12 protein-coding genes are annotated in these 15,894 nt (G+C 50.6%); 9 read left to right on the top strand and 3 right to left on the bottom strand.

What is annotated here, in order from left to right; genetic code table 11:
- Window positions 1-14 precede the first annotated feature (14 nt).
- The gene (fldB, locus tag CAG64_RS03080; RefSeq protein WP_021705751.1) at window positions 15-536 is read right to left on the bottom strand and encodes a flavodoxin FldB; all 522 of its coding nucleotides are present in this window, start codon (window positions 534-536) and stop codon (window positions 15-17) included.
- Between the two features lie 157 nt (window positions 537-693).
- Between fldB and xerD the strand changes: the two genes are divergently transcribed.
- From xerD to lpdA, 7 genes are all read left to right on the top strand, one after another.
- Window positions 694-1,590 carry a site-specific tyrosine recombinase XerD gene (gene xerD / locus CAG64_RS03075; protein WP_040902734.1) on the top strand — a complete coding sequence of 299 codons (897 nt, stop codon included), beginning with the start codon at window positions 694-696 and terminating at the stop codon, window positions 1,588-1,590.
- A 15-nt stretch (window positions 1,591-1,605) separates the two neighbouring features.
- Window positions 1,606-2,391, top strand: a complete 786-nt coding sequence (locus tag CAG64_RS03070; protein WP_161488601.1) for a thioredoxin fold domain-containing protein — start codon at window positions 1,606-1,608, stop codon at window positions 2,389-2,391.
- Between the two features lie 36 nt (window positions 2,392-2,427).
- A complete protein-coding gene (gene recJ / locus CAG64_RS03065; protein ID WP_161488602.1) occupies window positions 2,428-4,167 on the top strand; it encodes a single-stranded-DNA-specific exonuclease RecJ in 1,740 nt (579 codons plus the stop codon).
- A gap of 395 nt (window positions 4,168-4,562) precedes the next feature.
- Window positions 4,563-5,330: a pyruvate dehydrogenase complex transcriptional repressor PdhR gene (gene pdhR / locus CAG64_RS03060; RefSeq protein WP_021705747.1), complete on the top strand. Its 768-nt coding sequence runs from the start codon at window positions 4,563-4,565 to the stop codon at window positions 5,328-5,330.
- A 49-nt stretch (window positions 5,331-5,379) separates the two neighbouring features.
- Window positions 5,380-8,040, top strand: coding sequence for a pyruvate dehydrogenase (acetyl-transferring), homodimeric type (gene aceE, locus CAG64_RS03055; RefSeq protein ID WP_161488603.1), 2,661 nt, complete (start codon window positions 5,380-5,382; stop codon window positions 8,038-8,040).
- Between the two features lie 19 nt (window positions 8,041-8,059).
- Window positions 8,060-9,955, top strand: a complete 1,896-nt coding sequence (aceF, locus tag CAG64_RS03050; protein ID WP_021705745.1) for a pyruvate dehydrogenase complex dihydrolipoyllysine-residue acetyltransferase — start codon at window positions 8,060-8,062, stop codon at window positions 9,953-9,955.
- 256 nt (window positions 9,956-10,211) lie between these two features.
- Window positions 10,212-11,639 carry a dihydrolipoyl dehydrogenase gene (gene lpdA, locus CAG64_RS03045; RefSeq protein ID WP_021705744.1) on the top strand — a complete coding sequence of 476 codons (1,428 nt, stop codon included), beginning with the start codon at window positions 10,212-10,214 and terminating at the stop codon, window positions 11,637-11,639.
- Between the two features lie 132 nt (window positions 11,640-11,771).
- On the opposite strand, the gene CAG64_RS03040 is transcribed toward lpdA, so the two are convergent.
- Window positions 11,772-12,383: a LuxR/HapR/OpaR family quorum-sensing transcriptional regulator gene (locus tag CAG64_RS03040; RefSeq protein ID WP_021705743.1), complete on the bottom strand. Its 612-nt coding sequence runs from the start codon at window positions 12,381-12,383 to the stop codon at window positions 11,772-11,774.
- A 298-nt stretch (window positions 12,384-12,681) separates the two neighbouring features.
- Between CAG64_RS03040 and hpt the strand changes: the two genes are divergently transcribed.
- Window positions 12,682-13,212 carry a hypoxanthine phosphoribosyltransferase gene (gene hpt / locus CAG64_RS03035; RefSeq protein WP_021705742.1) on the top strand — a complete coding sequence of 177 codons (531 nt, stop codon included), beginning with the start codon at window positions 12,682-12,684 and terminating at the stop codon, window positions 13,210-13,212.
- A 47-nt stretch (window positions 13,213-13,259) separates the two neighbouring features.
- Here hpt and can read toward each other — a convergent pair whose 3' ends face one another.
- Window positions 13,260-13,928, bottom strand: coding sequence for a carbonate dehydratase (can, locus tag CAG64_RS03030; protein ID WP_021705741.1), 669 nt, complete (start codon window positions 13,926-13,928; stop codon window positions 13,260-13,262).
- A gap of 239 nt (window positions 13,929-14,167) precedes the next feature.
- Here can and CAG64_RS03025 point away from each other — a divergent pair, with 239 nt between their 5' ends.
- On the top strand, window positions 14,168-15,859 hold the full coding sequence (locus CAG64_RS03025) for a SulP family inorganic anion transporter (RefSeq protein WP_161488604.1): 1,692 nt from the start codon (window positions 14,168-14,170) through the stop codon (window positions 15,857-15,859).
- Window positions 15,860-15,894: the final 35 nt, after the last annotated feature.

The following is a 15,894-nucleotide window of genomic DNA, read 5'->3' as shown; positions in this document are numbered from 1 at the left end:
CGCCAGTCTCGGAGTTAAAGCGAGTCGTGATACTCGATTAGGATCTGTTCTACCCAGGTCTGGATGCGCTCATCACTGAGTTCATATTGGGAATCTTCGTCCAGCGCCAGGCCGACAAACTGACGGCCGTCGGCGGTCAGTGCTTTTGATGCATCAAACTGATAGCTGTCATCGTTTGGCCAGTAGCCGATGATATTAGCGCCCGTCTTGCGAATCTCCTCGTGCAGCAGCCCCATCGCATCGAGAAACCATTCGCCATAGCCTTCTTGATCGCCTAAGCCGAACAACGCGACGGACTTGCCGTTTAACGGTACGCCATCGATGTGCTCCCATATTGCGCTCCAGTCTTCCTGAATTTCGCCGAAATCCCAGGTTGAGATGCCTAATATCAGCAGATCGTAGTCACTCATCAGGGTAAGAGGTGTTTCTTTCACATTGTGGATGTCTACCAAGTCCTCGCCAATAATTGCGCGCATTTTTTCCGCCGCCATTTCGGTATAGCAGGTGGTGGAACCGTAAAAAAGACCGATCTTCATACTTCTCTCTAATCGTGATGAGTTTTAGCGAATTCTAACCATAAATTGGCCGTGATTGCAGTGAATATCACGTTGTTGCACGATTTTTTATAGCTTTCAACGGCTTGCTGTCTTAACCTGATGGCTGTTTGAAACGAGGTACACCGTGTCAGAAATCATGTCTCCCGACCAAGGGATCGTTGAACAGTTTTTGGATGCCATGTGGATGGAGCGGGGTCTGTCGGAAAACACCCTAGCGTCCTATCGTAACGATTTGCTCAAGTTGCTCCAGTGGATGGAGAAGCACCATTATCGTCTCGATTTTATCAGTCTGTCCGGTTTGCAGGAGTATCAGACCTGGCTGGTGGATCAGGATTATAAACAGACCTCACGGGCGAGAATGCTCTCGGCGATTCGCCGTTTGTTCCAGTATCTGCACCGTGAGAAAGTTCGCGCCGATGACCCGAGTGCGCTACTGGTCAGCCCCAAGCTGCCTAAGCGTCTGCCGAAAGATCTTACTGAAGCTCAGGTGGATGCCTTGCTCGACGCGCCGGATCCAAACGATCCGGTCGAGCTGCGTGACAAAGCCATGTTGGAACTGCTGTACGCCACCGGCTTGCGGGTGACGGAGCTGGTTAGCCTGACCATGGAGAACATCAGCCTGCGTCAGGGGGTGGTGCGGGTGATCGGTAAAGGCGGCAAAGAACGCCTGGTTCCGATGGGCGAAAATGCGGTTGATTGGGTGGAGACTTTCCTCGAACAAGGTCGCGCTTTCCTGCTCGGGGAGCAAACCTCCGACGTGGTCTTCCCCAGTAAACGCGCGCGCCAGATGACACGCCAGACGTTCTGGCATCGGATCAAACATTACGCAGTGATCGCCGGGATTGATACCGACTCGCTGTCACCGCACGTGTTGCGCCATGCGTTTGCAACCCATTTGCTCAATTACGGCGCCGACTTGCGCGTCGTGCAAATGTTGCTGGGCCATAGTGACTTATCCACGACCCAAATTTATACTCATGTAGCAACGGAACGACTTAAACAAATTCACAGCGAGCACCATCCGCGTGCCTGAAGTAAGGTAAATCTCATGAGCGTATTACGCCGAATGACTCTGCTGGCGCTGCCACTGTTTGTGGCGGCCTGCAATGCTGAAACGAAAGAAGTGAGCCCGGAAGTACCACAAGCGGCTCAGGCTCAAACTGCATCGATCGATAAATCTGTTTTTCAACAACGTTTTGCGCCGTTAGGCCTGGAAGTGATTGATGTGACCTCGGCAGACATCGCCGGAATGGTCGAAGTACAGACTTCTGGTGGCGTGCTGTTTGCGTCACCGGATGCTAAGTTCTTTATCGCCGGCACCCTGTATCAGATGAATGACCAGGGCGGTTACGAAGACGTGTTGGCCAAGCGCCAGGCACCGATCAACGCCCAAAAAATCGCTTCGATGAGCGACAACGTGATCGAATACAAAGCGGACAAAGAAAAATTTGCCGTGACGGTGTTTACCGACATTACCTGTGGATATTGCTCGCGTCTGCACAGCCAGATGCAAGGCTATAACGATCTCGGTATCACGGTTCGTTATATGGCTTACCCGCGTCAGGGCGGCACTGGTCAGGTGGCCGATCAGATGGCGGCTATCTGGTGTGCGGACGATCCGAAACAGGCGATGAACCTGGCCAAAACGCGACGTGAACTGCCGGAACAGAATGACAAATTTGCGCAGTGTCAGCAGATCGTCAAAGCCGATTATAATTTGGGACGAGAGCTGGGTATCAGCGGCACGCCAGCGATCTTCATGCCGAACGGGGAAATGGTCGGCGGCTACCTGCCACCGGCGCAACTGATTCAACGTCTGCAACAAACTCAATAAGGAAACCCGGGCCTCTACTGAGAGGCCCTTTCGCCTATGATAGAAATTCAACGTCGTCCTGAACCTGATCTTTCTCTGCTGCCTGACACCATCCATCCGCTGTTAAAACGCATTTACATCAACCGGGGTATTCGTTCGCCTGACCAGTTAGAAAAGGCGGCCAAAGCGTTGCACTCCTACCAGCAGTTAGGCGGGATTGAGGCTGCGGTAGAACTGTTATTTGAGGCGATCAAAGACCAACGGCGTATTATTATTGTCGGTGACTTTGATGCCGATGGTGCCACCAGTTCGGCCTTATCCGTGTTGGCGCTGCGTATGCTGGGCTCGCACAACGTCGATTATCTGGTCCCCAACCGTTTTGAAGACGGTTACGGGCTTAGCCCGGAGGTGGTCGATCAGGCCATCGAACTGGGCGCTGAAGTAATCATGACGGTGGACAACGGCGTGTCGTCGATTGAAGGCGTACGCTACGCCAAGCAGCAAGGGCTGCAAGTGCTGGTCACCGACCACCATCTGCCAGGGCATGAATTGCCAGAAGTCGATGCGATGGTGAACCCAAACCTGCAGACCTGTGCGTTTCCATCCAAAGCACTGGCTGGGGTGGGGGTGGCATTTTACCTGATGATGGCGCTGTGTGTGCACATGCGCAAAACGGGCTGGTTCAGCGAGCAGGGGATGGTTGAGCCCAAACTGATGGAACTGATCGACCTAGTGGCGCTGGGGACGGTGGCCGATGTGGTGCCGCTGGACGAGAACAACCGTATTCTGGTGCATCAGGGGCTGCAGCGTATTCGTGCCGGTAAAGCGCGCCCGGGGATCCAGGCGCTGATTGAAGTGGCCAAACGGGATGCCCGCCGACTGGTGGCGTCGGATTTTGGCTTTGCGCTCGGGCCACGCATCAACGCGGCAGGCCGCTTGGATGATATGTCGTTCGGAGTGGAATTGCTGCTCAGCAACAATATTCATGCTGCACGGCGTATGGCGAGCGAGCTGGACGGACTCAATCAGACGCGCAAAGAGATTGAAGCGGGAATGAAGCAAGAGGCTATGGCGTTTTGTGAGCGCTTGCAGTTCGGTGAAAACAGCGAGCTGCCGCATGGCTTGGTGCTGTTCCAGCGCGACTGGCACCAGGGCGTCATCGGCATTCTGGCGTCGCGAATCAAAGAGCAGTTCCACCGGCCGGTAATTGCGTTTGCCGATGGCGGCGAAGGAATGATCAAAGGCTCGTGTCGCTCAATCCCCGGGCTGCATATGCGCGATACGCTCGATCGCATTGATACTCAGAATCCTGGGCTGATCCTCAAATTTGGCGGTCATGCGATGGCGGCCGGTTTGACGATTCAGGAGCAAAACTTTGAGCGGTTTGCCCGCCTATTTGATCTGGCGGTGAAACAGGATCTCGATGATGCCGCTCTGAAAGGTGTGGTGCTCTCAGACGGTGAACTGAAGCCGGAAGAGTTTTCAATGCACGTTGCCGAGATGCTGCGTAGTGGCGGGCCGTGGGGGCAGGCATTTAACGAGCCTGTGTTCGACGGCGAGTTCAAAGTGCTGCATCAGAAACTGGTGGGAGAAAAGCACCTCAAACTGATGCTGGAACCTTTGTTCAAAGGCCACCCAACCAACATCATGCTGGATGGTATTGCGTTCAATGTCGATTTGCGCCGCTGGCCGGATGCGTCGGTTAAAACGGTGCGCCTGGCTTACAAACTCGACATCAATGAGTTTCGTGGTAATCAATCACTACAGCTGATGGTTGAGCATCTTGAAGCCAATTGAGCTCTAGATTAATTAGAAATAAGCCGACCTTCTGATAGGTCGGTTTTTTATTACCAGTCGATAGGTTGGAACGCATTCTGTGCCGATTTTGACCTCAGAAAGGGGGCGAGTGCACGAATTGAGGGCGGAATAACCAAAGCGTCATTTTTCTTTAAAACTTCCCCATTACTGTCGTTTCTGGCCCGCTATTTCCCCATCCGTATACATTTTGTAATTGGTCTGACCAATTATATTGCCGTTTTAATAGCCACTTGTTATCAAAGTGTTGAGCTGTGTTCCGTTCTATGATTTAGGTCAATTTTTGGCTGGACAGTCACGTTTTAATTATGTTAATTTCTCCGTCAATTTAAAATTGGTATTACCAATTACCTGCACGAGTAGAAGAACAATAAATTATGGCTTATCAAAGGATTCGTCAGCCTAAGCTTTCTGATGTGATTGAACAGGAGTTAGAACGGCTGATTGTGGAAGGAACACTCTCTCCAGGGCAACAACTGCCACCGGAGCGCGAGCTGGCAAAACAGTTCGACGTGTCTCGTCCATCCGTTCGGGAAGCCATTCAACGCCTGGAAGCCAAACGTCTCCTGACCCGTCGTCAGGGCGGTGGCACCTTTGTCAGCGAGAACATTTGGCAGAGCTTTTCAGATCCTCTGCTAAATTTATTGTCTAGCCACTCTGAAACTCAGCTGGATTTACTGGAAACGCGTCACGCGATGGAAGGAATCTCAGCCTATTTCGCAGCATTGCGTGGTACCGAAGAAGATTTTGCGCGTATCCAGCACTGTCTGGAGCGGATCAGTAACGCCCAGTCGAGCAAGAACCTGGAAGATGAAGCGGCGGAAGTCATGCAATTTTTGATTGCCCTGACGGAAGCGGCCCATAACGTGGTGCTGCTGCACATCGTTCGCAGCCTGGCTCCGTTGCTGGAGCAAAATATTCTGCAGAATTTTAAGCTATTACGTCGCCGCCCTGAAGCGGTGGAGAAAGTAAGTAAACACAGAGCTAATATCGTGGATGCGATCGTTGCCGGACAGCCTGAAAAGGCGCGTGAAATGTCTCATTCGCACTTAGCTTACATTGAAGAAACATTGTTGGATCTGACCCGGGAAGAGTCTCGTCGCGAGCGTTCTCTGCGTCGGATGCAACAGGGCAATGACTCATAACGACGATTTGCAAGTTTAATAGATCCAACCAACAGAAGGATAGATCGCCATGTCTGATATGAAGCATGACGTAGATGCACTGGAAACTCAAGAATGGCTAGCCGCCCTTGAGTCAGTAGTACGTGAAGAAGGTCTAGAACGTGCTCAGTTCCTACTAGAGCAAGTTCTGGACAAAGCACGTCTGGACGGTGTTGACATGCCAACTGGAATCACGACGAACTACATCAACACGATTCCAGCAGATCAAGAACCTGCATACCCAGGTGACACTACACTTGAGCGTCGTATTCGTTCCATCATCCGCTGGAACGCAATCATGATCGTTCTGCGTGCATCTAAGAAAGACCTTGAGCTGGGCGGCCACATGGCGTCTTTCCAGTCTTCTGCTGCATTCTACGAAACATGTTTCAACCATTTCTTCCGTGCGCCAAACGAGAAGGATGGTGGCGACCTAGTTTACTACCAAGGTCACATCTCGCCTGGCATCTACGCTCGTGCATTCGTTGAAGGCCGTCTAACTGAAGAGCAGCTAGATAACTTCCGTCAAGAAGTCGATGGTAAAGGTATCCCGTCATACCCACACCCTAAACTGATGCCGGAATTCTGGCAGTTCCCAACCGTATCTATGGGTCTGGGTCCAATCGCTTCTATCTACCAGGCTCGTTTCCTTAAGTACCTAGAAGGCCGTGGCCTGAAAGATACTTCTGAGCAGCGCGTATACGCGTTCCTGGGTGACGGTGAGATGGATGAGCCAGAATCACGTGGTGCTATCTCTTTCGCTGCGCGTGAGAAGCTAGACAACCTGTGTTTCCTAATCAACTGTAACCTTCAGCGTCTAGACGGCCCTGTCATGGGTAACGGTAAGATCATTCAAGAACTTGAAGGTCTGTTCAAAGGTGCTGGCTGGAACGTAGTGAAAGTAATCTGGGGTAACAACTGGGATTCACTACTAGCGAAAGATACCACTGGTAAGCTTCTACAGCTTATGAACGAAACCATCGATGGCGATTACCAAACGTTCAAAGCGAAAGATGGTGCATACGTACGTGAGCACTTCTTCGGTAAGTACCCAGAAACAGCGGCACTCGTTGCTGACATGACTGACGACGAAATCTTCGCACTTAAGCGCGGTGGTCACGAGTCTTCTAAGCTATACGCGGCATACAAAAACGCGGCAGACACTAAAGGCCGTCCAACGGTTATCCTGGCTAAGACGGTTAAAGGTTACGGCATGGGTGACGCGGCTGAAGGTAAGAACATCGCGCACCAAGTTAAGAAGATGGACATGACTCACGTACTACACCTGCGTGATCGTCTAGGCCTACAAGATCTTCTAACTGACGAAGCAGTGAAAGAGCTTCCGTACCTGAAACTTGAAGAAGGTTCAAAAGAGTACGAATACCTACACGCTCGTCGTAAAGCGCTACACGGCTACACGCCTAAGCGTCTACCTAAGTTCACTCAAGAACTAGTGATCCCTGAGCTAGAAGAGTTCAAACCTCTGCTAGAAGAGCAGAAGCGTGACATCTCTTCTACGATGGCATTCGTACGTTCACTGAACGTTCTGCTTAAGAACAAGAACATTGGTCAGAACATTGTTCCTATCATTGCGGACGAAGCACGTACATTCGGTATGGAAGGTCTATTCCGTCAAATCGGTATTTACAACCCGCACGGCCAGACTTACACACCAGAAGACCGTGGCGTGGTTTCTTACTACAAAGAAGCGACTTCAGGTCAGGTTCTGCAAGAAGGTATCAACGAGCTAGGTGCTATGTCTTCATGGGTTGCAGCAGCAACTTCATACTCGACAAACGATCTGCCAATGATTCCGTTCTACATCTACTACTCTATGTTCGGTTTCCAACGTGTTGGCGACATGGCGTGGATGGCAGGTGACCAACAAGCACGTGGTTTCCTACTGGGTGCAACGGCTGGTCGTACCACTCTGAACGGTGAAGGTCTGCAGCACGAAGATGGTCACTCGCACATCATGGCGGGTACAGTTCCTAACTGTATCTCTTACGATCCGACATTCGCTTACGAAGTAGCGGTCATCATGCAAGACGGTATCCGTCGCATGTACGGTGAGCAAGAGAACGTGTTCTACTACCTAACGCTAATGAACGAGAACTACGCAATGCCAGCAATGCCAGAAGGCGCTGAAGAAGGCATTCGTAAGGGTATCTACAAGCTGGAAACTTACACAGGTTCTAAAGGTAAAGTTCAGCTAATGAGCTCTGGTACTATCATGAACGAAGTACGTAAAGCAGCTCAAATCCTGAGCGATGAGTACGGTGTTGCATCTGACGTTTACTCTGTAACGTCATTCAACGAAGTAACTCGCGACGGTCAAGCGGCAGAGCGTTACAACATGCTACACCCAGAAGCGGAAGCGCAAGTACCATACATTCAAACAGTAATGGGTACTGAGCCAGCTATCGCAGCAACTGACTACATGAAGAACTACGCAGAGCAGGTTCGTGCATTCATCCCTGCTGAATCTTTCAAAGTTCTTGGTACTGATGGCTTCGGTCGCTCAGACAGCCGTGAAAACCTACGTCGTCACTTCGAAGTGAACGCAGGTTACGTAGTCGTAGCAGCGCTAACTGAACTAGCGAAACGTGGCGAAGTTGAGAAGTCTGTAATTGCTGAAGCAATTAAGAAATTCGACATCGACACTGAAAAAACAAACCCGCTATACGCTTAATTAAGAAGGTAGATAAGAAATGGCAATCGAAATTAATGTACCAGACATCGGTGCGGATGAGGTTGAAGTTACTGAGATTCTTGTAAGCGTTGGCGACAAGGTTGAAGAAGAGCAGTCTCTGATCACTGTTGAAGGCGATAAAGCTTCTATGGAAGTGCCTGCTTCTCAAGCGGGTATCGTTAAAGAAATCAAAGTTGCAGAAGGCGACAAGGTTTCTACTGGTTCTCTAATCATGATTTTCGAAGCCGAGGGTGCAGCTGAAGCTGCACCTGCTCCTGCGGCGGAAGCAGCTCCAGCAGCAGCTCCAGCTCCAGCAGCAGCGGCAGAACTGAAAGAAGTTCACGTACCAGATATCGGTGGTGACGAAGTTGAAGTTACTGAAATCATGGTAGCAATCGGCGACAGCATCGAAGAAGAGCAATCTCTGATCACGGTAGAAGGCGACAAAGCTTCTATGGAAGTGCCTGCACCATTCGCAGGTACGCTTAAAGAGATCAAAGTAGCAGCAGGCGATAAAGTATCGACTGGCTCTCTAATCATGGTATTCGAAGTAGCAGGTTCAGGTGCTCCAGCAGCAGCTCCTGCGGCAGTAGAAGCACCAGCGGCAGCAGCTCCAGCAGCATCTGCAGCGAAAGAAGTTAACGTTCCAGATATCGGTGGCGATGAAGTAGAAGTGACTGAAATCATGGTAGCCGTTGGCGATACAGTGGAAGAAGAGCAATCTCTGATCACTGTTGAAGGCGACAAAGCTTCTATGGAAGTGCCGGCACCATTCGCTGGTACGGTTAAAGAAATCAAGATTGCAGCTGGCGACAAAGTGTCTACTGGCTCACTAATCATGATTTTCTCTACAACGGAAGGCGAAGTAGCGGGCGCAGCTCCAGCACCTGCAGCGGCTCCAGCTCAAGCAGCAGCACCAGCAGCTCCGGCTCCTAAAGCAGAAGCTCCAGCGGCAGCAGCAACAGGCGATTTCAAAGAGAACGACGAGTACGCTCACGCGTCTCCGGTTGTTCGTCGTCTAGCTCGTGAGTTCGGCGTAAACCTTTCCAAGGTTAAAGGCAGCGGTCGTAAGAGCCGTATCCTGAAAGAAGACGTTCAGAACTACGTTAAAGAAGCTCTTAAGCGTCTAGAGTCTGGTGCAGCAGCATCTGGCAAAGGCGACGGTGCCGCTCTTGGTCTACTACCATGGCCAAAAGTGGACTTCAGCAAGTTCGGTGAGACAGAAGTTCAACCGCTATCTCGCATTAAGAAGATCTCGGGTGCTAACCTACACCGTAACTGGGTAATGATCCCACACGTTACACAGTGGGATAACGCAGACATCACGGCTCTTGAAGCATTCCGTAAAGAGCAAAACGCGATTGAAGCGAAGAAAGACACTGGCATGAAGATCACGCCACTTGTGTTCATCATGAAAGCAGTCGCTAAAGCACTTGAAGCGTTCCCTGCGTTCAACTCTTCTCTATCAGAAGACGGTGAGAGCCTAATTCTGAAGAAATACGTGAACGTTGGTATCGCGGTAGATACGCCAAACGGTCTGGTTGTTCCTGTATTTAAAGACGTGAACAAGAAAGGCATCTACGAGCTATCTGAAGAGCTAATGGCTGTTTCTAAGAAAGCTCGTGCAGGCAAGCTAACTGCGGCTGACATGCAAGGCGGCTGTTTCACTATCTCGAGCCTGGGCGGCATCGGCGGTACTGCGTTTACGCCAATCGTAAACGCGCCAGAAGTGGGTATCCTGGGTGTGTCTAAGTCAGAGATGAAGCCGGTATGGAACGGTAAAGAGTTCGAACCGCGTCTACAGCTTCCACTGTCTCTATCATACGACCACCGTGTGATCGATGGTGCGGAAGGTGCGCGCTTCATCACTTACCTGAACGGTTGTCTGAGCGATATCCGTCGTCTGGTTCTGTAATAGAATTGGCATCCATCAGAGGCGGCATTAGCCGCCTCTGCTAATAGAAATATCTGACAATTCAGTTAAGAAATCGCTTTTCCAAATTGAATTGTTGTACAGCTCACAGGCTAAATTGATTTACTTTTCACACCATTAACAACTCTGTAAACTGTTGGCGGTCTGAAAAAGCATCTGTTTAAAACGAACCACTCTTAAACATATAAAATCAATACCCCACTCAGCCTGTTAGGGATAATGACTACAAGAGGTCAAAATGAGCAAAGAAATTAAAGCCCAGGTAGTAGTACTTGGTGCCGGTCCTGCTGGTTACTCCGCTGCTTTCCGTTGTGCAGACCTAGGTCTGGACACTGTTCTTATCGAGCGTTACAGCACTCTTGGTGGTGTGTGTCTAAACGTGGGTTGTATCCCATCTAAAGCACTGCTTCACGTAGCAAAAGTTATTGAAGAAGCAAAAGCACTTGCTGATCACGGCATCGTATTTGGTGAACCTCAGACTGACATCGATAAAGTTCGTCTGTGGAAAGAAAAAGTAATTAACCAACTGACTGGCGGTCTTGGCGGCATGGCTAAGATGCGTAAAGTGAATGTGGTTAACGGCTTCGGTAAATTTACTGGTCCTAACACGATTGAAGTGGAAGGTGAAGACGGTAAGACGGTCGTCAACTTTGACAACGCGATTGTCGCGGCGGGTTCTCGTCCAATCAAACTGCCATTTATCCCGCATGAAGACCCACGTATCTGGGACTCTACGGATGCACTTGAGCTGAAAGAAGTACCAGGAAAACTGCTGATCATGGGCGGTGGTATCATTGGTCTGGAAATGGGCACGGTTTACCACTCTCTGGGTTCACAGATTGATGTGGTCGAAATGTTCGATCAGGTGATTCCTGCCGCGGATAAAGACATCGTTAAGGTGTACACCAAGCGCATCAAAGACAAGTTTAACCTGATGCTGGAAACCAAAGTAACCGCAGTTGAAGCGAAAGAAGACGGTATCTACGTTTCCATGGAAGGCAAGAAAGCGCCAGCTGAAGCCGAGCGTTACGATGCTGTTCTGGTTGCTATTGGCCGTGTACCTAACGGTAAACTGCTGGACGCGGAAAAAGCGGGTCTGGAAGTGGACGAGCGTGGCTTCATCAATGTTGATAAGCAAATGCGCACTAACGTACCACATATCTTTGCTATCGGTGATATCGTGGGTCAGCCAATGCTGGCGCACAAAGGTGTGCACGAAGGCCACGTAGCGGCAGAAGTGATTGCAGGTAAGAAACACTACTTCGATCCTAAAGTGATTCCTTCAATTGCGTACACTGAGCCAGAAGTCGCATGGGTAGGTAAGACTGAGAAAGAAGCGAAAGCGGAAGGCATCAACTACGAAACGGCGACTTTCCCGTGGGCAGCGTCTGGCCGTGCTATCGCCTCTGATTGTGCTGATGGTATGACTAAGCTGATCTTCGATAAAGACACCCACCGTGTGATCGGTGGTGCTATCGTCGGTACAAATGGCGGTGAACTGCTGGGTGAAATCGGTCTGGCGATTGAAATGGGCTGTGATGCCGAAGACATCGCTCTGACGATCCACGCTCACCCGACTCTGCATGAGTCAGTGGGTCTGGCAGCGGAAGTCTTTGAAGGTACGATCACTGACCTGCCAAACGCAAAAGCGAAGAAGAAAAAATAATTCGCTGAGCCACTAGCAAAAAAACCGCTGACGAGTCAGCGGTTTTTTTATATCTGTTGATTAACAAGCTCTGAGCGCTGGGCAACAAAAAAGGCCGTGAATATCACGACCTTTACCGCTTGGGTTACCCGTTTACTGATGCTTGTAAATGCACAGCATATCCAGATAACTCTGAACCAGTTTTTCCAGCTCATCTTTGTTCTTGGCACGGTTAGCCTGAACAAACAGTGAGTAGCAGATACCCTGGAACAGGTTTGCCAGATCTTCCGGACTGTGTTGATCACAGACTTCACCACGCTCGATCGCCTTAGCGAACATGTTCTGAACCAGTAGCTGGTTGGTGCGGTTAGACGACACAAACAGCGGCCAGACTTCATCACGGGTGGATGCGCTCCATTCGAACCAGACTTTCAGCCAATGACAATCTTCAGCAACCAGAGTGATCATCGATGTGGTCAGATTACGAAGGTTTTCTTTGGCGTGAATATCCAGATCGATATTTTCGGTCAGGAAGTTGGAGAACTGACGTACGACGTGAGTAAGAACGTCGTCTACCAGATCTTCACGGGTTGGGAAGTAGTTGAATACCGTTGCGACTGAAACCTGTGCGATTTCAGCGATGTCCGCGTGGCCACCGCGACCAATCCCGCGTCGGGCGAAAACCTCAAGGGCGATTTCCATCAGTTGAAGTTTACGCTTTTGCGGCGATAAGCGCGTACGCGGTCTTTTCGCTATAGAATCCATATTGTTATCCTTGCCAATTGAGTTGTAGTGTGGGCTTATGCCCTATTGTTTATTTTATAATTTGCTTACAGCTCAATGAGTGTACTGGTGCATATCTCATAGGTCAATGATTTGTGATGAATTAGTAACCAAGATAGCGAAAAATGTGCAGACCTATTCACTTCATCGTGCAAGTTTGCCGATTTTGGCGAATCATTTAACTAACTTGCGCAGGGATGGTAAGATACGCGCCAAGTCAATTCAGCAGTGGGATCGTTTGCGTTACGACACTGCGACCACCCGAAGAAACGAGATTGGTATGAAACACACAGTTGAAGTCATGATCTCTGAGCAGGAAGTTCAGGATCGCGTTCGTCAGTTAGGCAAGGAAATCACCGAATTCTACAACGGCAGTGAGGATCTGGTTCTGGTTGGTTTGCTCCGTGGCTCGTTTGTCTTTATGGCTGACCTTGCTCGCGCGATTGAACTGACGCATCAGGTCGACTTTATGACGGCCTCAAGCTACGGTAACGCGATGGAGAGCACGCGTGACGTGCGTATCCTGAAAGACCTGGATGATGACATCAAAGGGAAAGATATTCTGCTGGTGGAAGACATCATCGATACGGGCAACACGCTTAATAAGGTCAAAGAGATTCTGTCTCTTCGCGAGCCAAACTCGATTCAGATCTGTACGCTGCTGGATAAGCCATCCCGTCGCGAAGTCAACGTGGACGTGAAATGGATTGGTTTTGAAATTCCGGATGAGTTTGTCGTAGGGGTTGGGATTGATTACGCCCAGAAATACCGTCATTTGCCTTACATCGGCAAAGTGGTGCCTCAGGAATAAAAAAATGCCCGTCTCAGACGGGCATTTTTTATAGCCAAACTCAGGCCTTAACGACACAAAAGTTTGTGCTCTGGGTTCAAAATGGTTTCCATGGCTTTCTGGTAAGACGCTTCGATCGCCTCACGTGAGCTGGATCGCACGCCCAGATATTCGAGTTTACCGTCGCCAATTCCGTACACCACGCCGTGGATTTCCACGTCCTGCCCGCGTTCCCAGGCATTCTGCATGATGGTGGAATTACCAAGATTGTTCACTTGTTCCGCGACGTTGATTTCGCCGAGCTTGTCAGCCCGATCTTCCGCCGGCATGGCGTCAAGGTACTCACGGTGTTTGAAGTACAGATCGCGAATGTGCAGCAGCCAGTTGTTGATCAATCCCAGCTGCGGGTTGTCGATCGCTGCGTTCACCCCGCCACAGCCATAGTGGCCGCAAACGATGATGTGTTTGACTTTGAGCACGTCGACCGCGTACTGCACCACGGACAGACAGTTGAGATCGGTATGAATGACCTGGTTCGCCACGTTACGGTGAACAAACAGTTCGCCGGAATACAAACCCGTTAGGCGTTCAGCCGGGACGCGGCTGTCAGAACATCCTATCCACAAGAAGTCCGGCTTTTGTCCTTCGGCGAGTTGGGTAAAGTACTCCGGGCGCTCTGATTTAATCGATTCAGACCACTTGGAGTTGTTTTCAAAAAGCTGTTTAATTTCCGGCATCTTAACACTTCCCTAAAAATCTGTTTCCAATATACACAATGTTACAATTTCAGGCTCGAAAAAATTCGGTCAATTCCGACTCCTCTGACGTCTTACATAGCTGAAATATCATATTCTTACGCACTCAGATAACTATCAGTTATAAGTCAATACCACTCTGATCTAGATAAACGGCTGCATCTTCTGCGCCGCTTTGTTAGCGTATTGCGATTTTTTTCTTTTCCTCTGGGAGTTTAGTCGTGTTTGGAAGTCGATTTGAGGATATGAACATTAAAGGTGATCTGTTTGGTGGTGTTACCACCGCGATCATTTCCCTGCCGCTGGCTCTGGCTTTTGGGGTGGCCTCAGGAGCCGGGGCGGAAGCCGGTCTGTGGGGTGCCATTATGGTGGGGCTGTTTGCGTCATTGTTTGGGGGCTCATCAACGCTGATTTCAGAGCCTACCGGGCCAATGACGGTGATCATGACCGCGGTGCTGACCAGCATGGTGGCACGCTATCCGGAAGCCGGGATGGCGATGACATTCACTGTGGTGATGATGGCCGGCGCTTTTCAGATCCTGCTCGGAACACTCAAGCTGGGTAAGTACGTCACCTTGATGCCATACAGCGTGATTTCCGGCTTTATGTCGGGTATCGGGGTCATACTTGTTATCCTGCAACTGTCGCCGCTGCTTGGGCAGGCAGCGCCCGCCGGCGGGGTGATGGGAACCTTGTCGGCGTTGCCAGAGATTGTCGCCAATATGAAGTTCAGTGAGTTGTTTCTGGGCGTGCTGACACTCGCTATTTTGTTTTTCTTTCCGCCGAAATACCGCCGCTATGTACCAGCTCAACTGGTCGCACTGGTGGCCGTGACGCTATTGTCGGTGGTGGTGTTTGACAGCGATGCGATTCGTCGTATTGGAGAGATCCCCAGTGGGCTGCCTTCGCTCGTGATCCCGACCATTGATGCCTCAACATTCACCACCATGGTGATTGACGCGCTGGTGCTTGGTACACTCGGATGCATTGATACCCTGTTGACGGCGGTGATCGGTGACTCACTGACGCGCAAAGAGCACGACTCAGACAAAGAGCTGCGAGGTCAGGGGCTGGCCAATATGATCTCTGGTCTGTTTGGCGCGCTGCCAGGGGCGGGCGCAACCATGGGCACAGTGACCAATATTCAGGTGGGCGCACGTTCGCCTCTCTCTGGCGTGGTGCGGGCGTTGGTATTGGCGCTGGTGGTGTTGGTGGCTGGCGGGTTAACCGAACCGATCCCGATGGCCGTTTTGGCGGGCATCGCAGTGTATGTTGGTTTCAATATCCTCGACTGGAGCTTTATTCAACGGGCGCACCGGGTGAGTGTTCAGGGGATGGCGATCATGTACGGCGTTATGCTGCTGACGGTATTCGTCGATCTGATTGCCGCTGTTGGTCTGGGCGTGTTTATTTCCAATATCCTCATCATTGAGCGCCTGAGCCGTGAACAGGCACGTCAGGTGAAAGCAATCAGTGATGCCGATGACGATGATGTGCCACTGACGGACAGCGAGCGGGCGCTGCTGGACAGAGCCAACGGAAAAGTGCTGTTTTTCTACCTGTCCGGGCCGATGATTTTCAGTGTCTCCAAAGCGATTTCTCGTCAACATGCCAGCATTGCCGATTATGACGCGATGATCCTCGATCTGACCGATGTGCCCATGATCGACGTGACCGTCGGATTGGCGCTGGAAAATGCGATCAAAGATGCTCAGGACGCAGATTGTGAGGTGTATTTGTTGTGCCCGAATGAGCAGACGCGTCAGCAACTGGAAAAGTTCCATGTTCTGGAACTGGTATCAGCCGACAACACCTATAAGTTCCGTTATGAAGCGCTCAAAGCGGTGGTGAAGAAAAATGATCTGACTGAACGGAGTGGGCAGGATGAATTAACTGCAGCGAACGGAGTGTAATGTCGCGTTCTGGTCGCAAACGGTAGGGAAAGCAC

This window comes from Vibrio sp. V38_P2S17PM301, from assembly GCF_009904845.1.
GTDB lineage: Bacteria > Pseudomonadota > Gammaproteobacteria > Enterobacterales > Vibrionaceae > Vibrio > Vibrio proteolyticus.
Note: the sequence above shows the minus strand (reverse complement) of the source record. Positions and strands in the feature narration are given on the sequence as shown.